Source organism: Alcaligenes ammonioxydans (genome assembly GCF_019343455.1).
In the GTDB taxonomy this organism is placed as follows: domain Bacteria; phylum Pseudomonadota; class Gammaproteobacteria; order Burkholderiales; family Burkholderiaceae_B; genus Alcaligenes; species Alcaligenes ammonioxydans.
The window spans coordinates 838,047-856,839 of record NZ_CP049362.1; the positions used below are offsets into that span (position 1 = coordinate 838,047).

Genomic DNA, 18,793 nt, shown 5'->3' on the forward strand with positions numbered 1-18,793 from the left:
CCCTTTGTTGTGCTTGGAAACGTCTGCCAGCTAGCCGGGAAATCTCAGTTTACTGTGAGGGTGCCCGCGATTCCAAGTATTGGTTTAACTGTGCAAGGCGCTCGGGGGTGCCAATATCCATCCAGAAGCCTGCATGCAGAGTACCCAATACCTGTTTTCGTGCGATGGCCGCATGCAACAGCGGAGCTGCTTTGGCTGGCTGGCCTTTGGGCAACTGCGCAAAGAGCTCGGGCTTGTAGACCCCGATGCCGCTGAGTGTGGCACTCTGGGCGTTTGCGCAGGTTTTGGCGCATAGGTGCGCTTGACCATCCAGCATGCCAAAGTCCCCATCGGGATGGTGGGGCGGGTTCGGGGCCAGAACCAGCCAGGCCAGTTCCGGGCCTGTGTGCAGGCGCTCGGCCATGGCAAAAGCCTGCGCAAGGTTCCAGTCTGACCAGATATCCCCATTCATCAGCAAGAAAGGCTGACCCTGGAAAAAATCAAGCGCCTTGGCAATACCGCCGGCTGTCTCCAGAGCCGATGGCTCCGGGGAGTAGCTCAGGTGCAGTCCCCATTGGCTGCCATCGCCCAGGGTGGATTCAATCTGCTCACCCAGCCAGGCGTGGTTGATGATGACCTCACGAAAACCGGCTTTGGCCAGAGCCCGCAAATGCCAGACGATCAAGGGCTGGCCACCTGCCGGAATCAGGGGTTTGGGGCAGGTATCGGTCAAGGGCCGCATGCGCTCACCGCGACCGGCTGCCAGAATCATGGCACGCATTAGACGGTCATGCCCAAAACAGTCTGGCGTCCTTCCAGACGGTTGAGCAGGCGCAGCAGGCCGTTGAAGCTTTCGTAGCGGCTGGCAACCTGATGAACGTAGCCCAGCAGGCGTGGCATGTGGTCCAGATAGTGATGTTTCCCGTCACGCAGGGACAGGCGGGCGAATACGCCCAAAATACGTAGATTGCGTTGCAGGCTCATCCACTCGTATTGCTGGTGGAACACGGCAAAGTCAGCAGGGACGTCCAGGCCCGCTTCCATGGCCGCCTGCCAGTAGCGAATTGCCCAGTCCAACTGCTGTTCCTCGGTCCAGGTGACGCGTGCGTCCATGACCAACGAAGCAATGTCATAGGTGATGGGGCCAGCCAGCGCATCCTGGTAATCGATGACGCCCGGCTCAGTCTGGCCGGGTAGGGGCATCATCAGATTAGGGCTGTGAAAATCCCGGTGTACGAGTACAGTAGCGCTTTGTACATTGGCCTGAACCAGCTCTGCAAAGGTTTTGCGCAGCATGTTATGGTCTTTTTCGCTCAGTTCGAACTGGCGATGCTTTTGTACGTACCATTCGGGAAAGACTTGCAGCTCCTCGAGCAGGCGCTGTTCGTTGTAGGGCGGCAGGCCGGTGGTGTCGGCTTGTTGCAGTTTCACCAGGGTCAACAGCGTACTGCGGTACAGTTTGTCCAGCTCGCTTTGGGGCATGGGGGTTTTCAGCGCGGTCTGGAAGTTGTCCTGGCCCAGATCACTGAGCAACAAAAAGCCTTGTTCGGTATCGGCGGCCAGGATGTCAGGGACATGGATGCCCGTCGGGGCCAGCAATTGGGTGACCTGTACAAAGGGCTTGCAGTCTTCGGTTGCAGGGGGCGCGTCCATCAGAATCAGGCTGCGGTTCTGGGCTTGCAAACGAAAGTAGCGGCGAAAGCTGGCGTCGCTGGAGGCCGCTTGCAGGCTGTCCAGATCCAGCCCGAATTGGGTTTTCAGGGTGTTGAGCCAGGTGATCGCTTGCTGCAAACGAGGATCGGCAGCGGCAGAAATAGAAGCAGACATAAATAAAAGGAAGCAGAAGAACGTAACGGATTAGTGTTTAGCAGTGCCGCTAAACGGCAGGCTTAACTATAATACCGGGTCGCCAGGGTTTTTCACCTGGTACGAGCAAATGCAGGACACAACTGGAGGCGCGGTCTTAGTGCGAGTTGCGACGTTGTATACCGTCTTGATGATGACAGGCATGGGGCTTGCCCAGGCCGAGTCATCCGTGCGTCCGTCTTTAAAGACGTCCCCCAGCTTGCAGGTGCGCAATCTTCAGGAAGAAGACATGGCCGTCTATCTGATAGGCGACCAGATGAAAACCCTGGAGGACGGCACCTTGCGTCTGGAAGGCGGCGCGCAGGTGCGTCGTATTGATTCTGTCGTCAAAGGCGACCGCATCGACTACCAGGAAAAAACCGGCCAGGTGCAGGTGCGTGGCAATGGCCTGATCATGCGTGACGGTGCCCTGGTGCGCAGTCCTGAGTTTGATTACAACCTGGATGCAGACACCGGGCGCATGTCCTCTCCGGAGTTCTGGCTGGGGGCAAGCGGCGGCAGTGGAACGGCGACCCAGGCGGACATTCTCAACTCCAACCATATGCGTCTGGCCGATGTGAATTACTCCGGCTGCCCGTGTCCCGACCCTGCCTGGTACATCCGCTCCCCCAAGGTGGATCTGTATTCCAAAGAAAACGAAGGGGTGGCGCGCAATGGTGTGCTCTACTTTAAAGGCGTGCCGCTCCTGTATTCGCCCTACCTGACCTTTCCGCTGCGCAAGGAGCGTAAATCGGGTTTTCTGCTGCCCACTTATGGCATGACGACGCGGGGCGGTCTGGACCTGACGGTACCGTATTACCTGAATCTGGCCCCCAATTACGATGCCACCCTGGCCCCTCGTTTGATGAGCAAGCGTGGCGCCATGTTGGGCAGCGAGTTCCGGTATCTGGGTGACAGTTTCTCGGGGGAGCTGACCGGCAATTATTTGCCTGATGACAAGGAGCTGGGCTACAAGCGCTGGCTGTTCATGGGACAGTATCGCCAGAATCTGCCTGCCAGTTTCTACCTGAATGCCGACATCCGCCGCGTCTCGGATGATGATTATTTCCGCGACTTCAGCAGCTTTGGCCTGAACGACTCCACGATCCAGGATCTGGCCAGCACGGTCACCCTGGGTTGGGCAGGTTCCAAATATTTTCGCGCTCACGTTAGTGGGACCCGCTATCAAACCCTGCAGGACGCCACCAGCAACTACCGTCAGCCGCAATACGACAAGTTGCCGGAATGGTATCTGGGCGCCTCTCGCTATAACTGGGGCGGCTTTGATGTGGTCAGCGATAACTACGCGACTCGTTTCCGCTTGCCGTTCTACAGTGGCAATCTGAGCGAATTTGACGATATGCGCAGTACCCGTCTGGCGCCAGATGGTACGCGTTTATCGTCCTATACGACGGTCGCTTACCCTATCATCCGCCCGGGTTGGTACATCACGCCCAAAGCTGGCTTGCACATGAGCCAATACCAGACCGACTGGTATGTGGGTGATCCTAGCCCTTACATGGCCAAGTACGCTGGGCGTTCCCGCACGCAGAGCCGTGTGTTGCCCATCCTGTCCCTGGACTCGGGCATGACCTTCGAGCGCAATACCACCTTGTTTGGCAACGACTCCATTCAGACCCTGGAGCCGCGTGTGTACTACCTGTACGTGCCCTATCGCGATCAGTCCACGCTGCCCGTGTACGACACCAGTCTGGCCAGCTTCAACTTTGCCCAGGCATTTAGCGAAAATATCTTCTCGGGTGGCTGGGACCGGATTTCCAATGCCAATCAGGTGACGGTCGGTTTGACCTCCCGCTGGCTGGATGCCGATACCGGGTATGAGCGTCTGGTCTTGCAAGCGGCACAGCGCCTGTATTTTGACAAGCAAACGGTCACCCTGAGTGACGAAAAGGCGCGTACCAGTACGCGTTCGGACTATCTGGTGGGGGCCAGCGCGGCCTTGACCAACACGTTTTCGGTCAACTTTGATGCCCAGTTCAATCCGGATGAGAGTCGTCGCAACCGCCTGACGTCCGGCATTCGCTGGCGGCCCAAGCGTCTTGCCACGCTGGGGGTGAACTACCGCTACGAACGTGATCCGCGTCAGGTTGTCGATCCGACCTTTACGCCGCTTGAAGAAGATCAGCGTGGCAAAGAATATGTTTCCATGACAGGCCAATGGCCCCTGAGCAACAGACTGTATGCAGTAGGACGTTACGACTATTCCATTCAGGAAAGTCGTGGTACACAAACTGTGTTGGGCCTGGAGTACAAAGGCGACTGCTGCTGGGCGGCGCGCGTGGTTCTGCAACGCTATGCGGTTTCGGCCAGGGAAACCAATAAAGCCATGTTCTTCCAGCTGGAGTTGTCCGGTCTGGGTGGCATTGGCAACGACCCCATCAAATTGCTGCGTGATCGCGTGATCGGCTATGAACCCATCTCGGACCCCGTACAGGAAAAAATGATTCATGAGAGGTATGAATAATATGCGTTTCAGCTTGAAAAACCGCACCCTGTCATTGGCCCTGATGGCCGTCATGGGTCTGGGTACGACCCAAATGGCACAGGCGCAGTCCAAGCCCGCCGCATCCAACAAGACGTCCACGGCCGCGCCCCAGTTTGTGGATGGCATCGCTGCCGTCGTCAATGACGAGGTGATTACCCTGCGTCAAGTGGACCAGGAGGCAGCGCAGGTGCTGGCGCAGTTAAAACAGCAGAAAATTCCTGCCCCGGATCAGGAGATATTGCGCAAACAGGTTCTCCAGCGTCTTATCAATGAACGCCTGGAGCAGCAGGAAGCGCGTGCCATGGGGATTTCTGTCGGCCCCCAGCAGGTGGAAGAGGGCGTGCGTATGATTGCCTCGCGCAACAATATGACGGAAGCCCAGTTGCGTGCCGAAATCGAAAAAAATGGTATTAGCTGGGAGCAGTACCGCGCCAATCTGAAACAGGAAATTTTGCTGGATCAATTGCGCATGCGCGCTGTGGACAGCAGCATCAATATTACGGATGCCGATATTGACATTTATCTGCGCTCTCAAGGCGGCGCCGGTTTAGGCAATCTGGGGCAGTCTGCGGCACAAAGTCAGGATGCGCCGGTGAGCCTGGCACAAATCCTGGTGCGGGTGCCTGAAAGTGCCAATTCCAGCGAAGAAGCCCGTTTGCGTACCAAGGCCGAGGGCTTGTTGGCTCAGGCCCGTTCAGGGGCGGATTTTGCCGGTCTGGCTGCTTCCAGTTCGGATGGGCAGGAGGCGCTGAGTGGCGGCGTCATGGGCACCCGTCCCTTGTCGGACTGGCCGGACCTGTTCGCGCAGGCGGTGCAGGATCTGGCCCCTGGGCAGGTGTCCAATCTGATTCGCAGTGGACAAGGCTTTCATATTCTGAAGGTGCTTGAACGTGGCGGCAGTGCTCCCGCCAATACCTCACCCGTACCGGGTGCGGCGGCGGTTCAATCTGGCCCCATGATGGTGACTCAGACTCATGCTCGTCATATTCTGGTCAAACTCTCCAAGGTCATGACCTCGGAGCAGGCTCGTCAGCGTATTGAGCAACTGCAAGAACGTCTGCGTAATGGCGAATCTTTCCAGGATCTGGCCAAGCGCTACTCGGAAGACAGCAGCGCACCACAAGGTGGCGATCTGGGCTGGCTCTCGCCAGGGGAAACCGTGCCTCCGTTTGAGCAGGCCATGAACAAGCTGCAGCCCGGCAATGATACGGCAGTCGTGGAATCCCAGTTTGGCTGGCACCTGATCCAGGTTATTGAGCGTCGCACGCGCAATATGGAAGATGAGTACAAACGCATGCAAGCCCGTCAGGCACTGTTCCAGCAGCGTGCCGAGCCTGCGTTTGAGGATTGGCTGAACAGCCTGCGCGGCCGTGCCTATATTGATAACCGTCTGGACCCCGAGTCCAGCACCCGCCGTCGCTAAGGACAAGTATGGCCCAGCATCAGGCGCGCAAGCGCTTTGGACAGAATTTTCTGGAAGATGAGGCCGTCATCGACCAGATCATCCGTGCGATTGGCCCTCGGCCCGTCGATAATATGGTGGAAATCGGTCCGGGCCTCTCCGCCCTGACCCGGCCTCTGACGCAAGCGCTGGAGCGCCTGCGGGTGGTCGAGATTGACCGTGATCTGGCCGCGCGGCTGCGCAATCACTACTCGCCCAGCAAGCTGGAGATCATCGAGGCCGACGCGCTCAGTGTGGATTTTGGTGCATTAGGGCCGAATCTGCGCATTGTCGGCAATTTGCCCTATAACATTTCCAGCCCATTGCTGTTTCATTTGCTGGAATACGCGGATGCAGTGGTGGATCAGCATTTCATGCTGCAACGCGAAGTGATCGACCGCATGGTTGCCCAGCCCGGCTCGTCGGATTACAGCCGTCTGTCGGTAATGCTGCAGTCGCGCTACCGCATGGTCAAACTGTTTGAAGTGCCTCCCGAGGCCTTCAATCCACCGCCACGCGTGGTATCTGCCGTGGTGCGTATGGTGCCGTTGCCTGCGGATCGGCTTCAGGCGCGCGATGCGGGTGTATTCAGTCGGGTTGTGGCTAGGGCCTTTGCGCAAAAGCGCAAGATGTTGCGGGGTGGCCTGGGAGACTGGACGCCGCATATCGATTGGGATGGCCTGGGTATCGCACCCACCAGCCGCCCTGCTGATTTGTCTTTGGCGGACTATATAGCCTTGGCAGATCATCTGATGGATAAAGGCGTCGTGCAAGTTGCCTGATAATAAAAAAGCCCCGCGAGGGGCTTTTTTATTTGTCCCCGCCTAGCCGAAGAACCAATAACAAACGGCGATGGCGGCCAGCACGCCAGCCAGATCAGCCAGCAAGGCGCAGGAGACCGCATGGCGAGCGCGTTGGATGCCCACCGCTCCAAAATACACGGCCAATACATAAAAGGTTGTTTCCGTGCTGCCTTGTACCGTAGCCCCCAGGAGTGCGGGGAAGCTGTCTACCCCATGATGCTGCATGGTTTCGATCAGCAGGGCGCGGGCTGCCCCAGCCGAGAAAGGTTTGACCAGAGCCGTCGGCAAGGCATCGATGAAACGAGTGTCCAGACCGGTCAGGTTGACCAGCCAGCGGATCATGTCCAGGACGATATCCAGCGCGCCTGAGCTTCTGAGCACGCCGACGGCACACAGCATCGCAACCAGATAGGGCAGCAAGTCCCTGGCAACGGCAAAGCCTTCTTTGGCGCCCTCCACGAAGGTTTCATACAAGGGGATGTTGCGACGCCACCCTATCAGTAGGAACAGCCAGATAATGGACAGCAAGGTCAGGTTGCCCAGCAGGGAAGACAGCGACTGAATGGCGGCCGCGCTCAGGGTGGCCAGCAAGGCCATGAACGAACCCAGAATAAGCGCAAACACCCCGAACCACAGCATCAGCACCGGATCAAACAGACGCAGGCGCTGTACCAACGCGACGCTGAGCAGTCCTGCCAGCGAGGAGGCGGTGGTGGCCAACAGAATGGGCAGAAACACCATGGTCGGGTCAGGCGCGCCCTGTTGAGCCCGATACATGAAGATGCTGATGGGGATCAGTGTCAGCGACGAGGCATTGAGCACCAGAAAAAGGATCTGGGCATTGGTGGCCGTGTCAGGATGCGGGTTCAGTGTTTGCAGCGACTTCATGGCACGCAGACCGATGGGAGTCGCCGCATTGTCCAGACCCAGACCGTTGGCGGCGAAGTTCAGGGTGATCAGACCCAGGGCCGGGTGACCGGCGGGCACGCCAGGCATGAGGCGGCTAAACAGCGGGCCCAGCCAGCGTGCCAGCGTATCGATCAGCCCGGCTTTCTCGGCGATCTTCAAAAACCCCAGCCACAGGGTCAGCGTGCCAAAAAGCAGCAGCATGAGTTGGACGGACAGGGCAGCCATATCGAACAGGCTACGCACCATCTGCGCAAAAATTTCGCTATTTCCCCCTACCAGCCATTGGTAAAAACCGCTGACAGCGGCAATCAGGAAGAAAAACAGCCAAAGAGTATTGAGCATAGTGTTGGCAGTAAGCAGGGCAGGGAAAAGCCAGACTAGATTGTCGCAGAATCCAGCCCGGTTTTATCGGCTACGGTATGTAAGGGTATTGGCACAAGCAGTCGCAAAACACGCATGGGAGTCAGAGCGCTGCCTGTTGGATGAGGTTTGCCTAAGGCACACAGCCCAAGGGCGCTCTTGATTCACAGGGAAAGAAGCGGTAGGTAACGGCTTATTGGTAAAACGGAGAGTGGACGACAGCAAGACGGCTCGGAAAGAGTGGCAAGCAGCAGGGGGGCGGGAACGTGGCGTGGAAGGCGGGACCGGCAAGGGGCGGTGTGAAAGAGACGTGGAAAGACAGTGCGTCAGAAAGAGAGAGGAGGTACAAAGGATCGGGAGGAAAGGAAGGGGTGCAGCAGCCCGCGGGCAAGGCGTGTCATCACTGAGACGTTTTGACGGCCAGACAATCAAAAACCGGCCTCTCAAGGCCGGTTCCGTTGGCTTTAATCCACGCGCCCTTTGGCCTGGATCAGTTCAATTTTATAGCCGTCCGGATCTTCCACAAAAGCAATCACGGTCGTGCCGTGCTTCATGGGGCCGGCTTCGCGTACCACCTTGCCACCACGGGCCTTGATGTCCTCACAGGCTTTGTAGGCATCGGGCACTTCCAGTGCAATGTGGCCGTAGCCATTGCCCAGATCATAAGAAGGGGTGTCCCAGTTGTGGGTCAGTTCCAGCACAGCGGCTTCGGATTCGTCCTGATAGCCCACAAAAGCCAGTGTAAAGCGGCCGTCCGGGTAGTCGGACTGGCGCAGCAGCTTCATGCCCAAGACCTCGGTGTAAAAGGCCAGAGAACGGTCCAGATTGCCGACACGCAGCATGGTGTGCAGGATACGCATAAGGTAGAGCTCCTAGAGTTCAACCTGCCTTAAAGCAGGGGCAGGGTGCCTGGATCATACTGTCGTAGCTGATTGCGCGCATGGACAAAATCAGGATAGAGCGTTTCGACTAAGGCCCAGAAACGCGGACCGTGATTCATCTCTTGCAGATGCGCGACCTCGTGAGCGACGACGTAATCAATGATGGATGGGTGAAAGTGTATCAGGCGCCAGTTCAGCATAATCGTTCCGTCGCTATTGCAGGACCCCCAGCGTTTGGCGGGGGCGGCCAGACGTAATTTGCTGGCGCGCAGGCCTGACAGGTCCAGGTAGTGTTGCAGCCGCTGCTCAAACCACTGTTTGGCCTGTTTCTGCAGCCAGGCCTGAGTCAGCTCTTGAACGCGCAACGGCTCCGCATCGACTGGCAGGGGAAGCAATAGGCGCTGGCCCTGCCGGATCTGGCCCAGTATGCCCTCGAAATGAATCTGTTGAACCTGCGGGTCCAGGCCAAGACGGATCGGTGTTCCCATAAAAGGCAGGGTATCGCCATCGACCCACTGCAGGCTTTGCAACGCCAATTGTTCGCGACGCTGTTGGTACTCGCGCAGCTTGCGCAGTATCCAGGCGCTTTTGCTATGCAGAATTTGTTCGGCCTGGCTGAGTTTGACCCAGGAGGGCAGAGCGACGGTCAAGCCACTGTCATTGATAGTCAGGCCTAAAGTGCGGCGACGCGAGCGCTTGAGCTGATAACCGATAAGTTGACCCTCAAGCTGCACCTGCTGCCACTGTACGCCTTCGGGCAGGGTCTCGGGCCGAACCGTTAAATCAGCTTGGGGTGACACAGCAGAACCGGCAGGCGGCCGGGCGGGCCGCTGCGCCGGGTGGGGGAAGGCCGTGTCAGGAAACAGGGCCAGTTGTGGGGGGACCGTCATAGCGTTCCGGATTCAAGACGCGCATTTCGGTTTCAATCCAAGTTTGTACGCGTTGGTTGACTTCTTCAGGGGTCAAGCCCGTGGGATCAATGGGCGGCCCAAAGGAGATAGTAACCAAGCCCGGCGTCTTGATAAAGGCATTGCGACGCCAGCATTCGCCCGCGTTGTGCGCCACAGGGATGACCGGTGTGCCCGTACGGCTGGCCAGCAAGGCGCCGCCCATTTTGTAGCGGCCTGTCGTGCCTGGTGCGGTGCGGGTGCCTTCGGGAAACAGCAAGGGCCAGCGGCCTTCGTCAATGCGTTGTTGGCCAATCTTGATGACTTGTTCAAAGGCATCGCGGCCTTTGGCACGGTCAATCGGGATCATGCGCAGCAAAGCCAGCCCCCAGCCAAAGAAGGGCACTTTGTGCAGCTCGCGCTTGTAGACAAAGCACACCTGGCGCGGCATGTACGAGGGAAAGAACAGTGTTTCCCAGGCCGACTGGTGCTTGGACAGGATGATGGCCTTGCCATCAGGCAGGTTTTCCCAGCCTTTGGTCTGCCAGCGTATCCCCAGGATCGTGCGCGCACCCCAGATAGCCAGGCGTGGCCAGCCGGTCGTAAAGCGATAGCGTATATCTAGCGGCAAAGGGGCGATGAGCAGGCAGGCAAATGCGTAGGGAATGACGGTGATCAACAAGAACAGTTGATAAAGTGAAGCGCGGATAATGCCCATATCAGTTTCCGTGGAGCCATTTGTCGACAACAGCGGCCAGGTCGGCCTCGACGCGCGTGCCTTCGGGCAAGCCGCCTTTCTCTAAAGTACGCATGCCTTTGCCAGTCTGGACCAGCCAGGGTGCACAACCGGCCTGGCTGGCCGCTTGCAGATCGCGCAAGGAATCGCCTACCGAGGGTACGGTTTGCAGGTTTATTTCATAGCGCTGTGCAATGTCGCGAAACATGCCGGGGGCAGGCTTGCGGCAGGCGCAGCCATCATCGGGACCGTGCGGACAAATAAAGATGGCGTCGATCAAACCGCCCAGCAAGGCCAGCTCCCGACGCATCTTGGCGTGGATGGCGTTTAGCGTGGTCATGGAAAACAGACCACGCGCCAGACCGGACTGGTTGGTGGCAATCACCACCTTCCAGCCGTTTTCGGTCAGGCGGGCCAAGGCCTCCAGACTGCCTGGAATGGCCTCCCACTCTTGCGGGCTTTTGATAAAGGCATCGCTGTCATGGTTGATGACACCGTCCCGATCAATGATGGCAAGTTTCACTAGTTGGCCAGCCTGGAAAGATCCGCAACCTGGTTCATCAGTGCATGCAGCTTGGCAAGCAGGGCCAGACGGTTGGCGCGGATGGCTGGGTCTTCGGCCATGACCATGACGTCCTGGAAGAAGTTGTCCACGGCACCACGAGCCTGGGCCAGGGTGGCCAGGGAGGCGTCAAATTCACCCGCTTCAAACTGGGCCTGGGCCACAGGCTGCAATTCCTGAATCTTGGCAGCCAGCTCGCGCTCGGCTGGTTCGACCAGCAGCTTGTCGTCCAGCGTTGCCAGTTCGCCTTCGGCTTTCTTGAGCAGATTGCTGACGCGCTTGTTGGCAGCTGCCAGGCTCTCGGCTTCAGGGCGCTGGGCAAAGGAGGCGCAAGCCTGTATACGGGCGTGCACCTGCTCCAGCGGTGGACGCAGCGCCAGCACGGCATCCACCACGCTGCGCTCGTAATCGTTGCTGAGCTGGTTACGGTAGCGTTCATAAATGAAGGCTTGGACCGCATCGACCGTGTCAGCAGCCAGCACGCCATCCTTGAAGAAGGAGGCAGTGGTGTTCAGCAGGGTATCCAGATTCAGGCGGTTGGCCTTCAATTGGGCACCGGCCTGCAATTGCTCGTAGGCGCTGATCAGGCCCAGGGCCGCACGGCGCAGGGCGTAAGGATCGCGCTCGCCGGTTGGAGCCAGACCAATGCCCCAGATACCGACCAGAACTTCGGCACGCTCAGCCAGGAACAGAATGGCTTGAGTCAGGCTGGCTTCTGTGACGGGCTGGTCCAGACGGTGACGGTATTGCTCGCGAATCGCCAGCACGATGTCCTCGGGCTCGCCATCGCCTTGGGCGTAGTAAGCCCCCATCACGCCTTGCAGCTCGGGGAATTCGCCCACCATATTGGAGTTCAGGTCTGCCTTGGCCAGAAGGGCGGCACGACGGGCGTGCTCTTCATTGGCACCCAGTTGCTTGGCGATGTAGCCAGCCACGGATTGCAGACGCTCGATACGGTCCAGCTGCGAACCCAGTTTGTTGTGGTACACGCTGCCAGCCAGTGTAGGAACACGTTCGGCCAGCGTCTGTTTGCGATCGGTTTCAAAGAAGAACTGGGCGTCCGCCAGACGGGGGCGAACCACGCGCTCGTTACCTTCGATGATGTTGCTGGGATCGTCCACCTTCATATTGCTGACGATCAGAAAGCGGTTGGTCAGTTTTTGTGTGGCAGGGTCAAACAGCGGGAAATACTTTTGATTCAGACGCATGGTCAGAATCAGACATTCGGACGGCACTTGCAGGAACTGCTCGTCAAACTGACCCACGTACACCGTAGGGTATTCGACCAGAGCCGTCACTTCGTTCAACAGGGCTTCCACCTCGGGGTCATTGCCCAGTGTGGCGTTCAGGCGCTTGGCTTCGGCTTCCAGTTCTGTGCGAATTTGCTCGCGACGCGTTTCGAAGGAAGGAACCACCCAGCCTTGCTCCTGAACTTGGGCGACCCAGCTATCGGCATCACGGATGTCGAAGGGGGCGTCACACAGGAAGCGGTGGCCGTGTGTCTGGCGACCGGCTTGCAGGCCCAGCGCGCTGACGGGAACAATCTCTGAACCCCACAGGGCGACCAGACCGTGGGCAGGGCGCACAAAGCGGACGCTGCTGACACCATCGGCCAACTGGTAACGCATCACTTTAGGGATGGGCAGGTGGGTGATGGACCATTCCAGGGCTTCCTGCAGGCCATCCTTCAGAACGGCGCCGGTGGCAATGCCGCTGGCGTACAGGTAGTCCTGCTTGCCATCGGACTCGCGCAGCAGATCGCTGGCCTTCAGATGTTCCAGACCTTTGGCGGCCAGACGCTTGGCCAGGGCCGGGGCGATTTCCCCATTGGCATCCAGGCCGATATGGGCGGGCATCAGTTTTTCGGTATAAGGCTGGTCTTCAGCCTGCTGGTAGGCGGCGCTGAACCAGGCAGCCAGACGGCGTGGCGTAGCGTAAGCACGCACTTCGCAGTTTGGGGCCAGCAGGGCCTGTTCGCTCAATACTTTTTGCAGACCGTCACTAAAGGCCTGTCCCAGCTGTTGCAGCGCCTTGGGGGGCAGTTCTTCAGTAAAGAGTTCAATCAGCAAAGGCTGTGTCGTGGAGGCGTTCATTACTTGGCCTCCGGGGATGTGTTGCTCAGCATGGGGAAACCTAGGCGTTCGCGGGAGTCGTAGTAAGCCTGTGCGACAGCGCGGGACAGATTGCGGATACGGCCAATATAGGCAGCGCGCTCAGTCACACTGATGGCGCCGCGGGCATCCAGCATATTGAAGGTGTGGGCAGCTTTCAGCGTTTGTTCGTAGGCAGGCAGGGCCAGCGGCACATCGATGATGCGCTTGGCTTCGGCTTCGTAGTCGTTAAAGTGCGCAAACAGAACGTCGGTGCTGGCGTGCTCGAAGTTGTAGGTGGACTGCTCCACTTCGTTCTGGTGGAACACGTCGCGGTAGTAAATACGCTGGCCGTTGTGACCTTCGGTCCAGACCAGATCGTAGACGCTTTCCACGCCTTGCAAGTACATGGCCAGACGTTCCAGACCGTAGGTGATTTCGCCCGTGGTTGGCGTGCAATCCAGGCCGCCTACTTGCTGGAAGTAGGTGAACTGGGTGACTTCCATGCCGTTGAGCCAGACCTCCCAGCCCAGACCCCAGGCGCCCAGCGTGGGGTTCTCCCAGTCATCTTCCACAAAGCGGATGTCGTGCGCCTTGGGGTTGATGCCCAGGGCCTCCAGCGAGCCGATGTACAAGTCCAGAATGTTTTCAGGCGCAGGCTTGAGCACGACCTGAAACTGGTAATAGTGTTGCAGGCGGTTGGGGTTGTCGCCGTAGCGCCCGTCCTTGGGACGGCGTGAAGGCTGCACATAGGCCGCGCGCCAGGGCTCGGGGCCAATAGCCCGCAAAAAGGTTGCCGTATGGGAGGTTCCTGCACCGACTTCCATGTCGTAGGGCTGAAGCAGAGCGCATCCGTGCTTGTCCCAGTATTGCTGGAGCGTAAGTATGATTTGCTGAAAGGTGAGCATGAGCAATGGCCAGTAAAGCGAGAATCTGCAAAATTTTTCTATTTTAGCGTGAACTGCGCCCTTACAGCAGAAAAGCGCCTGCAATGCCTGGTTTTGGCCGTCCGGACTACGGGCAAGCGCTGTTTGTACCGGGCGGTCAGCTGGCATTTGGACGTATCATATGCGTTTGTCCAAATACTGCTTATTTGCTGGCCTGATTCCCGAGCGGGAGCCCGGGCCGCAATTTACAGGAGGCTAGGTCCATGAGTGAGCTTGTCACGCTAGAGCGTAAAGGCAAGGTATTGTTGATTACCTTGAACCGTCCCGAGGCACGTAATGCCATTAACCTGGAAACGGCCCAGGCGCTGGCCCAGGCGCTTGACGCGTTCGACGCCGACTCCACTATTGCCGTGGGCGTGCTGACGGGCGCAAACAACACATTTTGTGCTGGTATGGATCTGAAGGCCTTTGCCAAAACGGGTCAGCGTCCCTATGTGGGTGACCGTGGCTTTGCGGGTATTTGCGAACGTCCACCCGCCAAGCCCCTGATTGCCGCGGTGGAAGGCTACTGTCTGGCGGGCGGCTTTGAGATTGCCCTGTCCTGTGACCTGATTGTGGCTGCCAACAATGCCAACTTTGGTCTGCCTGAAGTCAAGCGTGGCATTGTGCCCGGTTCCGGCGGCATGGTGCGTTTGCCCAGTCGCATTCCGTACCACATGGCCATGGAGATGGTGCTGACTGGCGGCATGTACCCGGCTGCCCGTATGGCCGAACTGGGCCTGGTCAGCCGTCTGGCCGAGCCCACCCAAGCCACTGAGCAGGCGTTGGAGCTGGCCGCCCAGATTGCTGCCAATGGTCCGTTGGCCGTGCAAACCGCCAAAAGCATTATTTCCCAGTCGCGCGACTGGCGTCAGGCGGATCTGTTTGATCTGCAGCGCCCTCGCATCGCCGGCATCTTCACCTCTGCAGACGCCAAAGAAGGCGCGACGGCTTTTGCCGAGAAGCGCGAGCCTGTCTGGCAGGGCAAGTAGTTTCCCCTTGTTCATCCCGTTTTTGATATTGACGCCACCATGACCACCATTAAAGAAGACGATCTGATTCAGTCCATCGCCGACGCGGTGCAGTTCATCAGTTACTACCATCCCACTGATTATCTGGAGCATCTGGCCCGCGCCTACGAGCGTGAGCAGAACCCGGCGGCCAAAGATGCCATCGCCCAGATCCTGACCAACTCGCGCATGTGCGCCGAGGGCCACCGCCCCATCTGTCAGGACACCGGGGTGGTGAACGTATTCCTGAAAGTGGGGATGGGTGTGCGTTTCGATACCCAGCGCTCCTTGCAGGAGCTCTGTGACGAGGGGGTGCGTCGCGGTTATCTGAATCCGGATAACCCGCTGCGGGCCTCCATCCTGAACGACCCTCTTTTCACGCGCAAGAACACGCGCGACAACACCCCCTGTATCGTGAATGTCGAGCTGGTCGCCGGCGATCAGGTTCATATTCAGGTTGCAGCCAAGGGCGGTGGCTCGGAGAACAAGAGCAAGTTTGTGATGCTCAACCCCAGCGACTCCCTGGTGGATTGGGTTCTCAGGACCGTTCCTACGATGGGTGCGGGCTGGTGTCCTCCCGGCATGCTGGGTATTGGTGTGGGCGGCACGGCCGAAAAAGCCATGCTGATGGCCAAAGAGGCCCTGATGGAAGACATCGATATGTACGAGCTGCTGCAACGCGGCCCGCAAAGCAAGCTGGAAGAGCTGCGTATCGAGCTCTACGAGAAGGTCAATGCCCTGGGCATCGGCGCTCAGGGTCTGGGTGGTTTGACTACTGTGCTGGATGTGAAGATCAACACCTTCCCGACCCATGCCGCTTCCAAGCCTGTAGCCATGATCCCCAACTGTGCCGCGACGCGCCACGTCCATTTTTCGCTGGACGGTAACGGCCCCGCCGAGTTGGTTCCTCCTCCTTTGTCAGCCTGGCCTGACATTCACTGGGCACCGGATTACAACAAGTCCCGCCAGGTGAACCTGGACGAACTGACGCCAGAAGAGGTGGCTTCCTGGAAACCTGGTCAGACCCTGCTGCTGTCGGGCAAGATGTTGACGGGCCGTGATGCGGCTCACAAACGCATCCAGGACATGCTGGAAAAGGGTGAGTCCCTGCCTGTGGACTTCACCAACCGCGTGATTTACTACGTGGGCCCGGTTGACCCCGTGCGTGACGAAGCCGTTGGTCCAGCAGGCCCAACCACCGCTACTCGCATGGACAAGTTCACCGAGATGATGCTGTCTAAAACCGGCCTGATCTCCATGATCGGCAAGGCCGAACGCGGCCCGGCCGCCATTGAGGCCATCCGTGCTCACAAATCGGCCTACCTGATGGCCGTGGGTGGTTCCGCGTACCTGGTTTCCAAGGCCATTCGCAATGCGAAAGTGGTGGCTTTTGAAGATCTGGGCATGGAAGCCATTTACGAGTTCGAGGTTCAGGATATGCCCGTGACCGTCGCGGTGGATTCGCAAGGTGTGTCCGTGCACAACACCGGCCCCGCCGAATGGCGCAAACGTATTGCAGAGATCTCTTTGGTCGCTGTGTAAGACGTAAAGCGGGAAGCTTGGGCTTCCCGGCGTTGTTGATAAAAAACCCGCATGAGTGTTTCTGGCCTGCTTGTAAAAGCAGCGTCAGTACAGCATTCAATGCGGGTTTTCTTTGGCCTGGACACTGGCTCCTTTTAGCATCACCCGTTCAGGACCTGAGCAACAAGCCTCGCAGCCGCAAATCCAAGGCTGCCAGCCCTTTTGCCAAGCGGGCATCGTCATCCTCGTTCTGGGCTACCCAGAATGCGGTTTCGGCCAGACTGCGGTAAATCAGACAAGCCAGGGCATGGGGGGCTGCCCGTTCAATTCGGCCTTGATCCATCAGCGCCTGGTTCCTGGCTCGGCGGGCAACTGGTGCATGCGTATTGTGTGCAGGCCAATCCGGGGCTGAGCAGTGTGGGATCGGGTGTTGTGTTTCTGCTGCTCTGGGCACAGGTATTGCGTCGCCAAAACTGGATTCGGGAAGGTGGCAGGCTGTCTCTTTGGGTTTCACCAAGCGCAAGCGCGGGTTATTGCGGATTGGTATCTGGCATGCGTACTGCGACGATGATTGTCAGAACTCATTGAAATATTCTGTACATCGTTATGGTGTACGGTATAGGGATGCTTTCTGGCTGACCACCGAGGGGGCCCACACAAGCGGCCCATAGAGGTGGTCTTAATCAAGGGCCTTGTATGACGCAACTTCAGCGCTCCACCACTATTCCGCAGCTCAACCCCATGATTTGGAACACGCTTGAGCTTGTGCGTTTACGCCAGACTCCCTGGCACAAGAAACAAGCCGTGTTTGAACAATTACAGTCGCTGGGATTAGTTCAGGCCATTCCACAAACGACGCAGACTCCTTCTCCTTTTCCCGCGCCTTTGATTGCCATGTTGACCGAAGAAGGACGGCAATTGCTGGAGGCTCGCTCTCATCATCAAGAGGCATTGATCAAGCTGCTGGACGCTTGACCGTCGCTATAACGGGCCTGACGGTCAGCTGCCTGGCAGCCTGACCGGTGCAAGGTTTTCTTTTTTTGCCGAGTCGCAGGCTTGGTGACGCCGTCGCTGAAAACGGTATAATACTGTTTTTATATACAGCAATGGTGCCATGGAGCTTGCGCGCAAACTTGAGATTCTGGCTGACGCGGCCAAGTATGATGCCTCGTGCGCCAGCAGTGCGGCCCCCAAACGGGATTCCCGTGGGCGCACGGGTCTGGGCGCCAGTACCGGTGCCGGTATCTGCCACAGCTTTACGCCGGACGGACGCTGCGTTTCGCTGCTCAAGATACTGCTGACCAATTTTTGCCAGTATGACTGCCTGTATTGTGTGAACCGGCGCTCCAGCAACGTGCCACGAGCGCGTTTTCGGCCTGCAGAAGTGGTGGATCTGACGCTGGATTTTTATCGGCGCAACTATATAGATGGGCTTTTCCTGAGCTCGGGCATCATCCGCAGCTCGGACTACACCATGGAGAGTCTGGTCGAAGTGGCGCGTTCCTTGCGCGAGGATCATCATTTTCGTGGCTATATCCACCTTAAAACCATTCCGGATGCCGACCCGCAGTTGATCACGCTGGCAGGCCAGTACGCGGACCGGCTCAGCGTCAATATTGAGCTTCCCACGGATGCCGGCCTGAATCGCCTGGCTCCGGAAAAAAGCGGTCACACGATCAAGCGGGCCATGGGGGTGATTCGTCTGGCCCAGGAGCAGGCCCAGCAAGAGAAACGGCCCAAGGTGCCGGCGGGGCAAAGTACGCAGATGATCGTGGGGGCCGATGCGGCCGATGACCGCAATATTTTGCAAACCGCCCAGACGCTGTACGGGGCTTACAAGCTCAAACGGGTGTATTACTCCGCTTTTAGTCCTATTCCGGATAGTTCCTCGGCGCTGCCGGCGCAGCCGCCCCCGCTCTTGCGCGAGCACCGTCTGTATCAAGCCGATTTTTTGTTGCGCAGCTACGGGTTTCGGGCCGAGGAACTGTTTCAGAATACAGGCGACCTGCCTTTGGATATTGATCCCAAGCTGTCTTGGGCCTTGTCGAACCGGGATATTTTTCCGGTGGATCTGAACCGGGCCCCTGAACGACTGATTGCCCGTGTGCCGGGCATTGGTATTCGCAATGCCAAGCGTCTGGTGGAACTGCGTCAGATGCGGGCTATTCGATACCAGGACCTGATCCGTTTGCGTTGCTCTATCCGTACATTGCAGCCTTTTGTTGTGGTGCAGGATTATCGTCCCGGGCTAGCCGAGGCGGCCTCCGACACCTTACGTCGCATGCTGTCGAGCAATCCGCAGCAACTGAGCCTGCTATGAGGCCCGCTTGCCAGCTC

17 protein-coding genes are annotated in these 18,793 nt (G+C 58.3%); 7 read left to right on the top strand and 10 right to left on the bottom strand.

All coding sequences use genetic code 11. The features are described from left to right. Positions 1–49: 49 nt before the first annotated feature. Positions 50–760, bottom strand: a complete 711-nt coding sequence (gene murU / locus FE795_RS03815) for an N-acetylmuramate alpha-1-phosphate uridylyltransferase MurU (RefSeq protein ID WP_059318694.1) — start codon at positions 758–760, stop codon at positions 50–52. After that, entirely contained in the window at positions 760–1,806 is a 1,047-nt protein-coding gene (locus FE795_RS03820) for an aminoglycoside phosphotransferase family protein (RefSeq protein WP_003803501.1), read from the bottom strand. The genes murU and FE795_RS03820 overlap by 1 nt, the downstream gene beginning before the upstream one ends. A gap of 139 nt (positions 1,807–1,945) precedes the next feature. On the opposite strand from FE795_RS03820, the gene FE795_RS03825 reads away from it, so the two are divergent. Genes FE795_RS03825 through rsmA form a run of 3 tightly spaced genes read left to right on the top strand, consistent with a single transcriptional unit; the run spans position 1,946 to position 6,553 of the window. Further along, positions 1,946–4,309, top strand: a complete 2,364-nt coding sequence (locus FE795_RS03825; RefSeq protein WP_329956482.1) for an LPS-assembly protein LptD — start codon at positions 1,946–1,948, stop codon at positions 4,307–4,309. After that, entirely contained in the window at positions 4,302–5,753 is a 1,452-nt protein-coding gene (locus FE795_RS03830; protein ID WP_131071880.1) for a peptidylprolyl isomerase, read from the top strand. The genes FE795_RS03825 and FE795_RS03830 overlap by 8 nt, the downstream gene beginning before the upstream one ends. A gap of 8 nt (positions 5,754–5,761) precedes the next feature. Beyond that, positions 5,762–6,553, top strand: a complete 792-nt coding sequence (gene rsmA / locus FE795_RS03835) for a 16S rRNA (adenine(1518)-N(6)/adenine(1519)-N(6))-dimethyltransferase RsmA (protein WP_131071331.1) — start codon at positions 5,762–5,764, stop codon at positions 6,551–6,553. A 42-nt stretch (positions 6,554–6,595) separates the two neighbouring features. Here rsmA and FE795_RS03840 read toward each other — a convergent pair whose 3' ends face one another. The 7 genes from FE795_RS03840 to glyQ form a co-directional block, all read right to left on the bottom strand. After that, the gene (locus tag FE795_RS03840; protein WP_003803489.1) at positions 6,596–7,825 is read right to left on the bottom strand and encodes a nucleoside recognition domain-containing protein; all 1,230 of its coding nucleotides are present in this window, start codon (positions 7,823–7,825) and stop codon (positions 6,596–6,598) included. A gap of 482 nt (positions 7,826–8,307) precedes the next feature. Further along, on the bottom strand, positions 8,308–8,703 hold the full coding sequence (gene gloA / locus FE795_RS03845) for a lactoylglutathione lyase (RefSeq protein WP_003803488.1): 396 nt from the start codon (positions 8,701–8,703) through the stop codon (positions 8,308–8,310). Between the two features lie 29 nt (positions 8,704–8,732). Further along, complete coding sequence (locus tag FE795_RS03850) at positions 8,733–9,614, bottom strand: M48 family metallopeptidase (RefSeq protein WP_003803486.1); 882 nt, start codon at positions 9,612–9,614, stop codon at positions 8,733–8,735. Beyond that, positions 9,580–10,329, bottom strand: a complete 750-nt coding sequence (locus FE795_RS03855; protein WP_003803484.1) for a lysophospholipid acyltransferase family protein — start codon at positions 10,327–10,329, stop codon at positions 9,580–9,582. Before FE795_RS03855 ends, FE795_RS03850 begins: the two co-directional genes overlap by 35 nt. 1 nt (position 10,330) lies before the next feature. Continuing rightward, positions 10,331–10,870: a D-glycero-beta-D-manno-heptose 1,7-bisphosphate 7-phosphatase gene (gene gmhB, locus FE795_RS03860; RefSeq protein ID WP_219235713.1), complete on the bottom strand. Its 540-nt coding sequence runs from the start codon at positions 10,868–10,870 to the stop codon at positions 10,331–10,333. Beyond that, the gene (glyS, locus tag FE795_RS03865; protein WP_131071332.1) at positions 10,870–13,002 is read right to left on the bottom strand and encodes a glycine--tRNA ligase subunit beta; all 2,133 of its coding nucleotides are present in this window, start codon (positions 13,000–13,002) and stop codon (positions 10,870–10,872) included. Before glyS ends, gmhB begins: the two co-directional genes overlap by 1 nt. Further along, positions 13,002–13,907 (bottom strand): glycine--tRNA ligase subunit alpha, encoded by a 906-nt coding sequence (gene glyQ, locus FE795_RS03870; protein ID WP_003803477.1) that lies wholly within the window; start codon positions 13,905–13,907, stop codon positions 13,002–13,004. The genes glyS and glyQ overlap by 1 nt, the downstream gene beginning before the upstream one ends. A gap of 242 nt (positions 13,908–14,149) precedes the next feature. On the opposite strand from glyQ, the gene FE795_RS03875 reads away from it, so the two are divergent. Beyond that, positions 14,150–14,917: a crotonase/enoyl-CoA hydratase family protein gene (locus tag FE795_RS03875; RefSeq protein ID WP_003803475.1), complete on the top strand. Its 768-nt coding sequence runs from the start codon at positions 14,150–14,152 to the stop codon at positions 14,915–14,917. 39 nt (positions 14,918–14,956) lie between these two features. After that, positions 14,957–16,477 (top strand): fumarate hydratase, encoded by a 1,521-nt coding sequence (locus FE795_RS03880; RefSeq protein WP_219235715.1) that lies wholly within the window; start codon positions 14,957–14,959, stop codon positions 16,475–16,477. Positions 16,478–16,625: 148 nt separating this feature from the next. On the opposite strand, the gene FE795_RS17400 is transcribed toward FE795_RS03880, so the two are convergent. Beyond that, the gene (locus FE795_RS17400; RefSeq protein ID WP_329956488.1) at positions 16,626–16,970 is read right to left on the bottom strand and encodes a hypothetical protein; all 345 of its coding nucleotides are present in this window, start codon (positions 16,968–16,970) and stop codon (positions 16,626–16,628) included. A 182-nt stretch (positions 16,971–17,152) separates the two neighbouring features. Between FE795_RS17400 and FE795_RS03890 the strand changes: the two genes are divergently transcribed. Next, on the top strand, positions 17,153–17,431 hold the full coding sequence (locus tag FE795_RS03890; RefSeq protein ID WP_003803472.1) for a hypothetical protein: 279 nt from the start codon (positions 17,153–17,155) through the stop codon (positions 17,429–17,431). Positions 17,432–17,570: 139 nt separating this feature from the next. Next, positions 17,571–18,776 (top strand): putative DNA modification/repair radical SAM protein, encoded by a 1,206-nt coding sequence (locus FE795_RS03895; RefSeq protein ID WP_003803469.1) that lies wholly within the window; start codon positions 17,571–17,573, stop codon positions 18,774–18,776. The last annotated feature ends 17 nt before the right edge of the window (positions 18,777–18,793 follow it).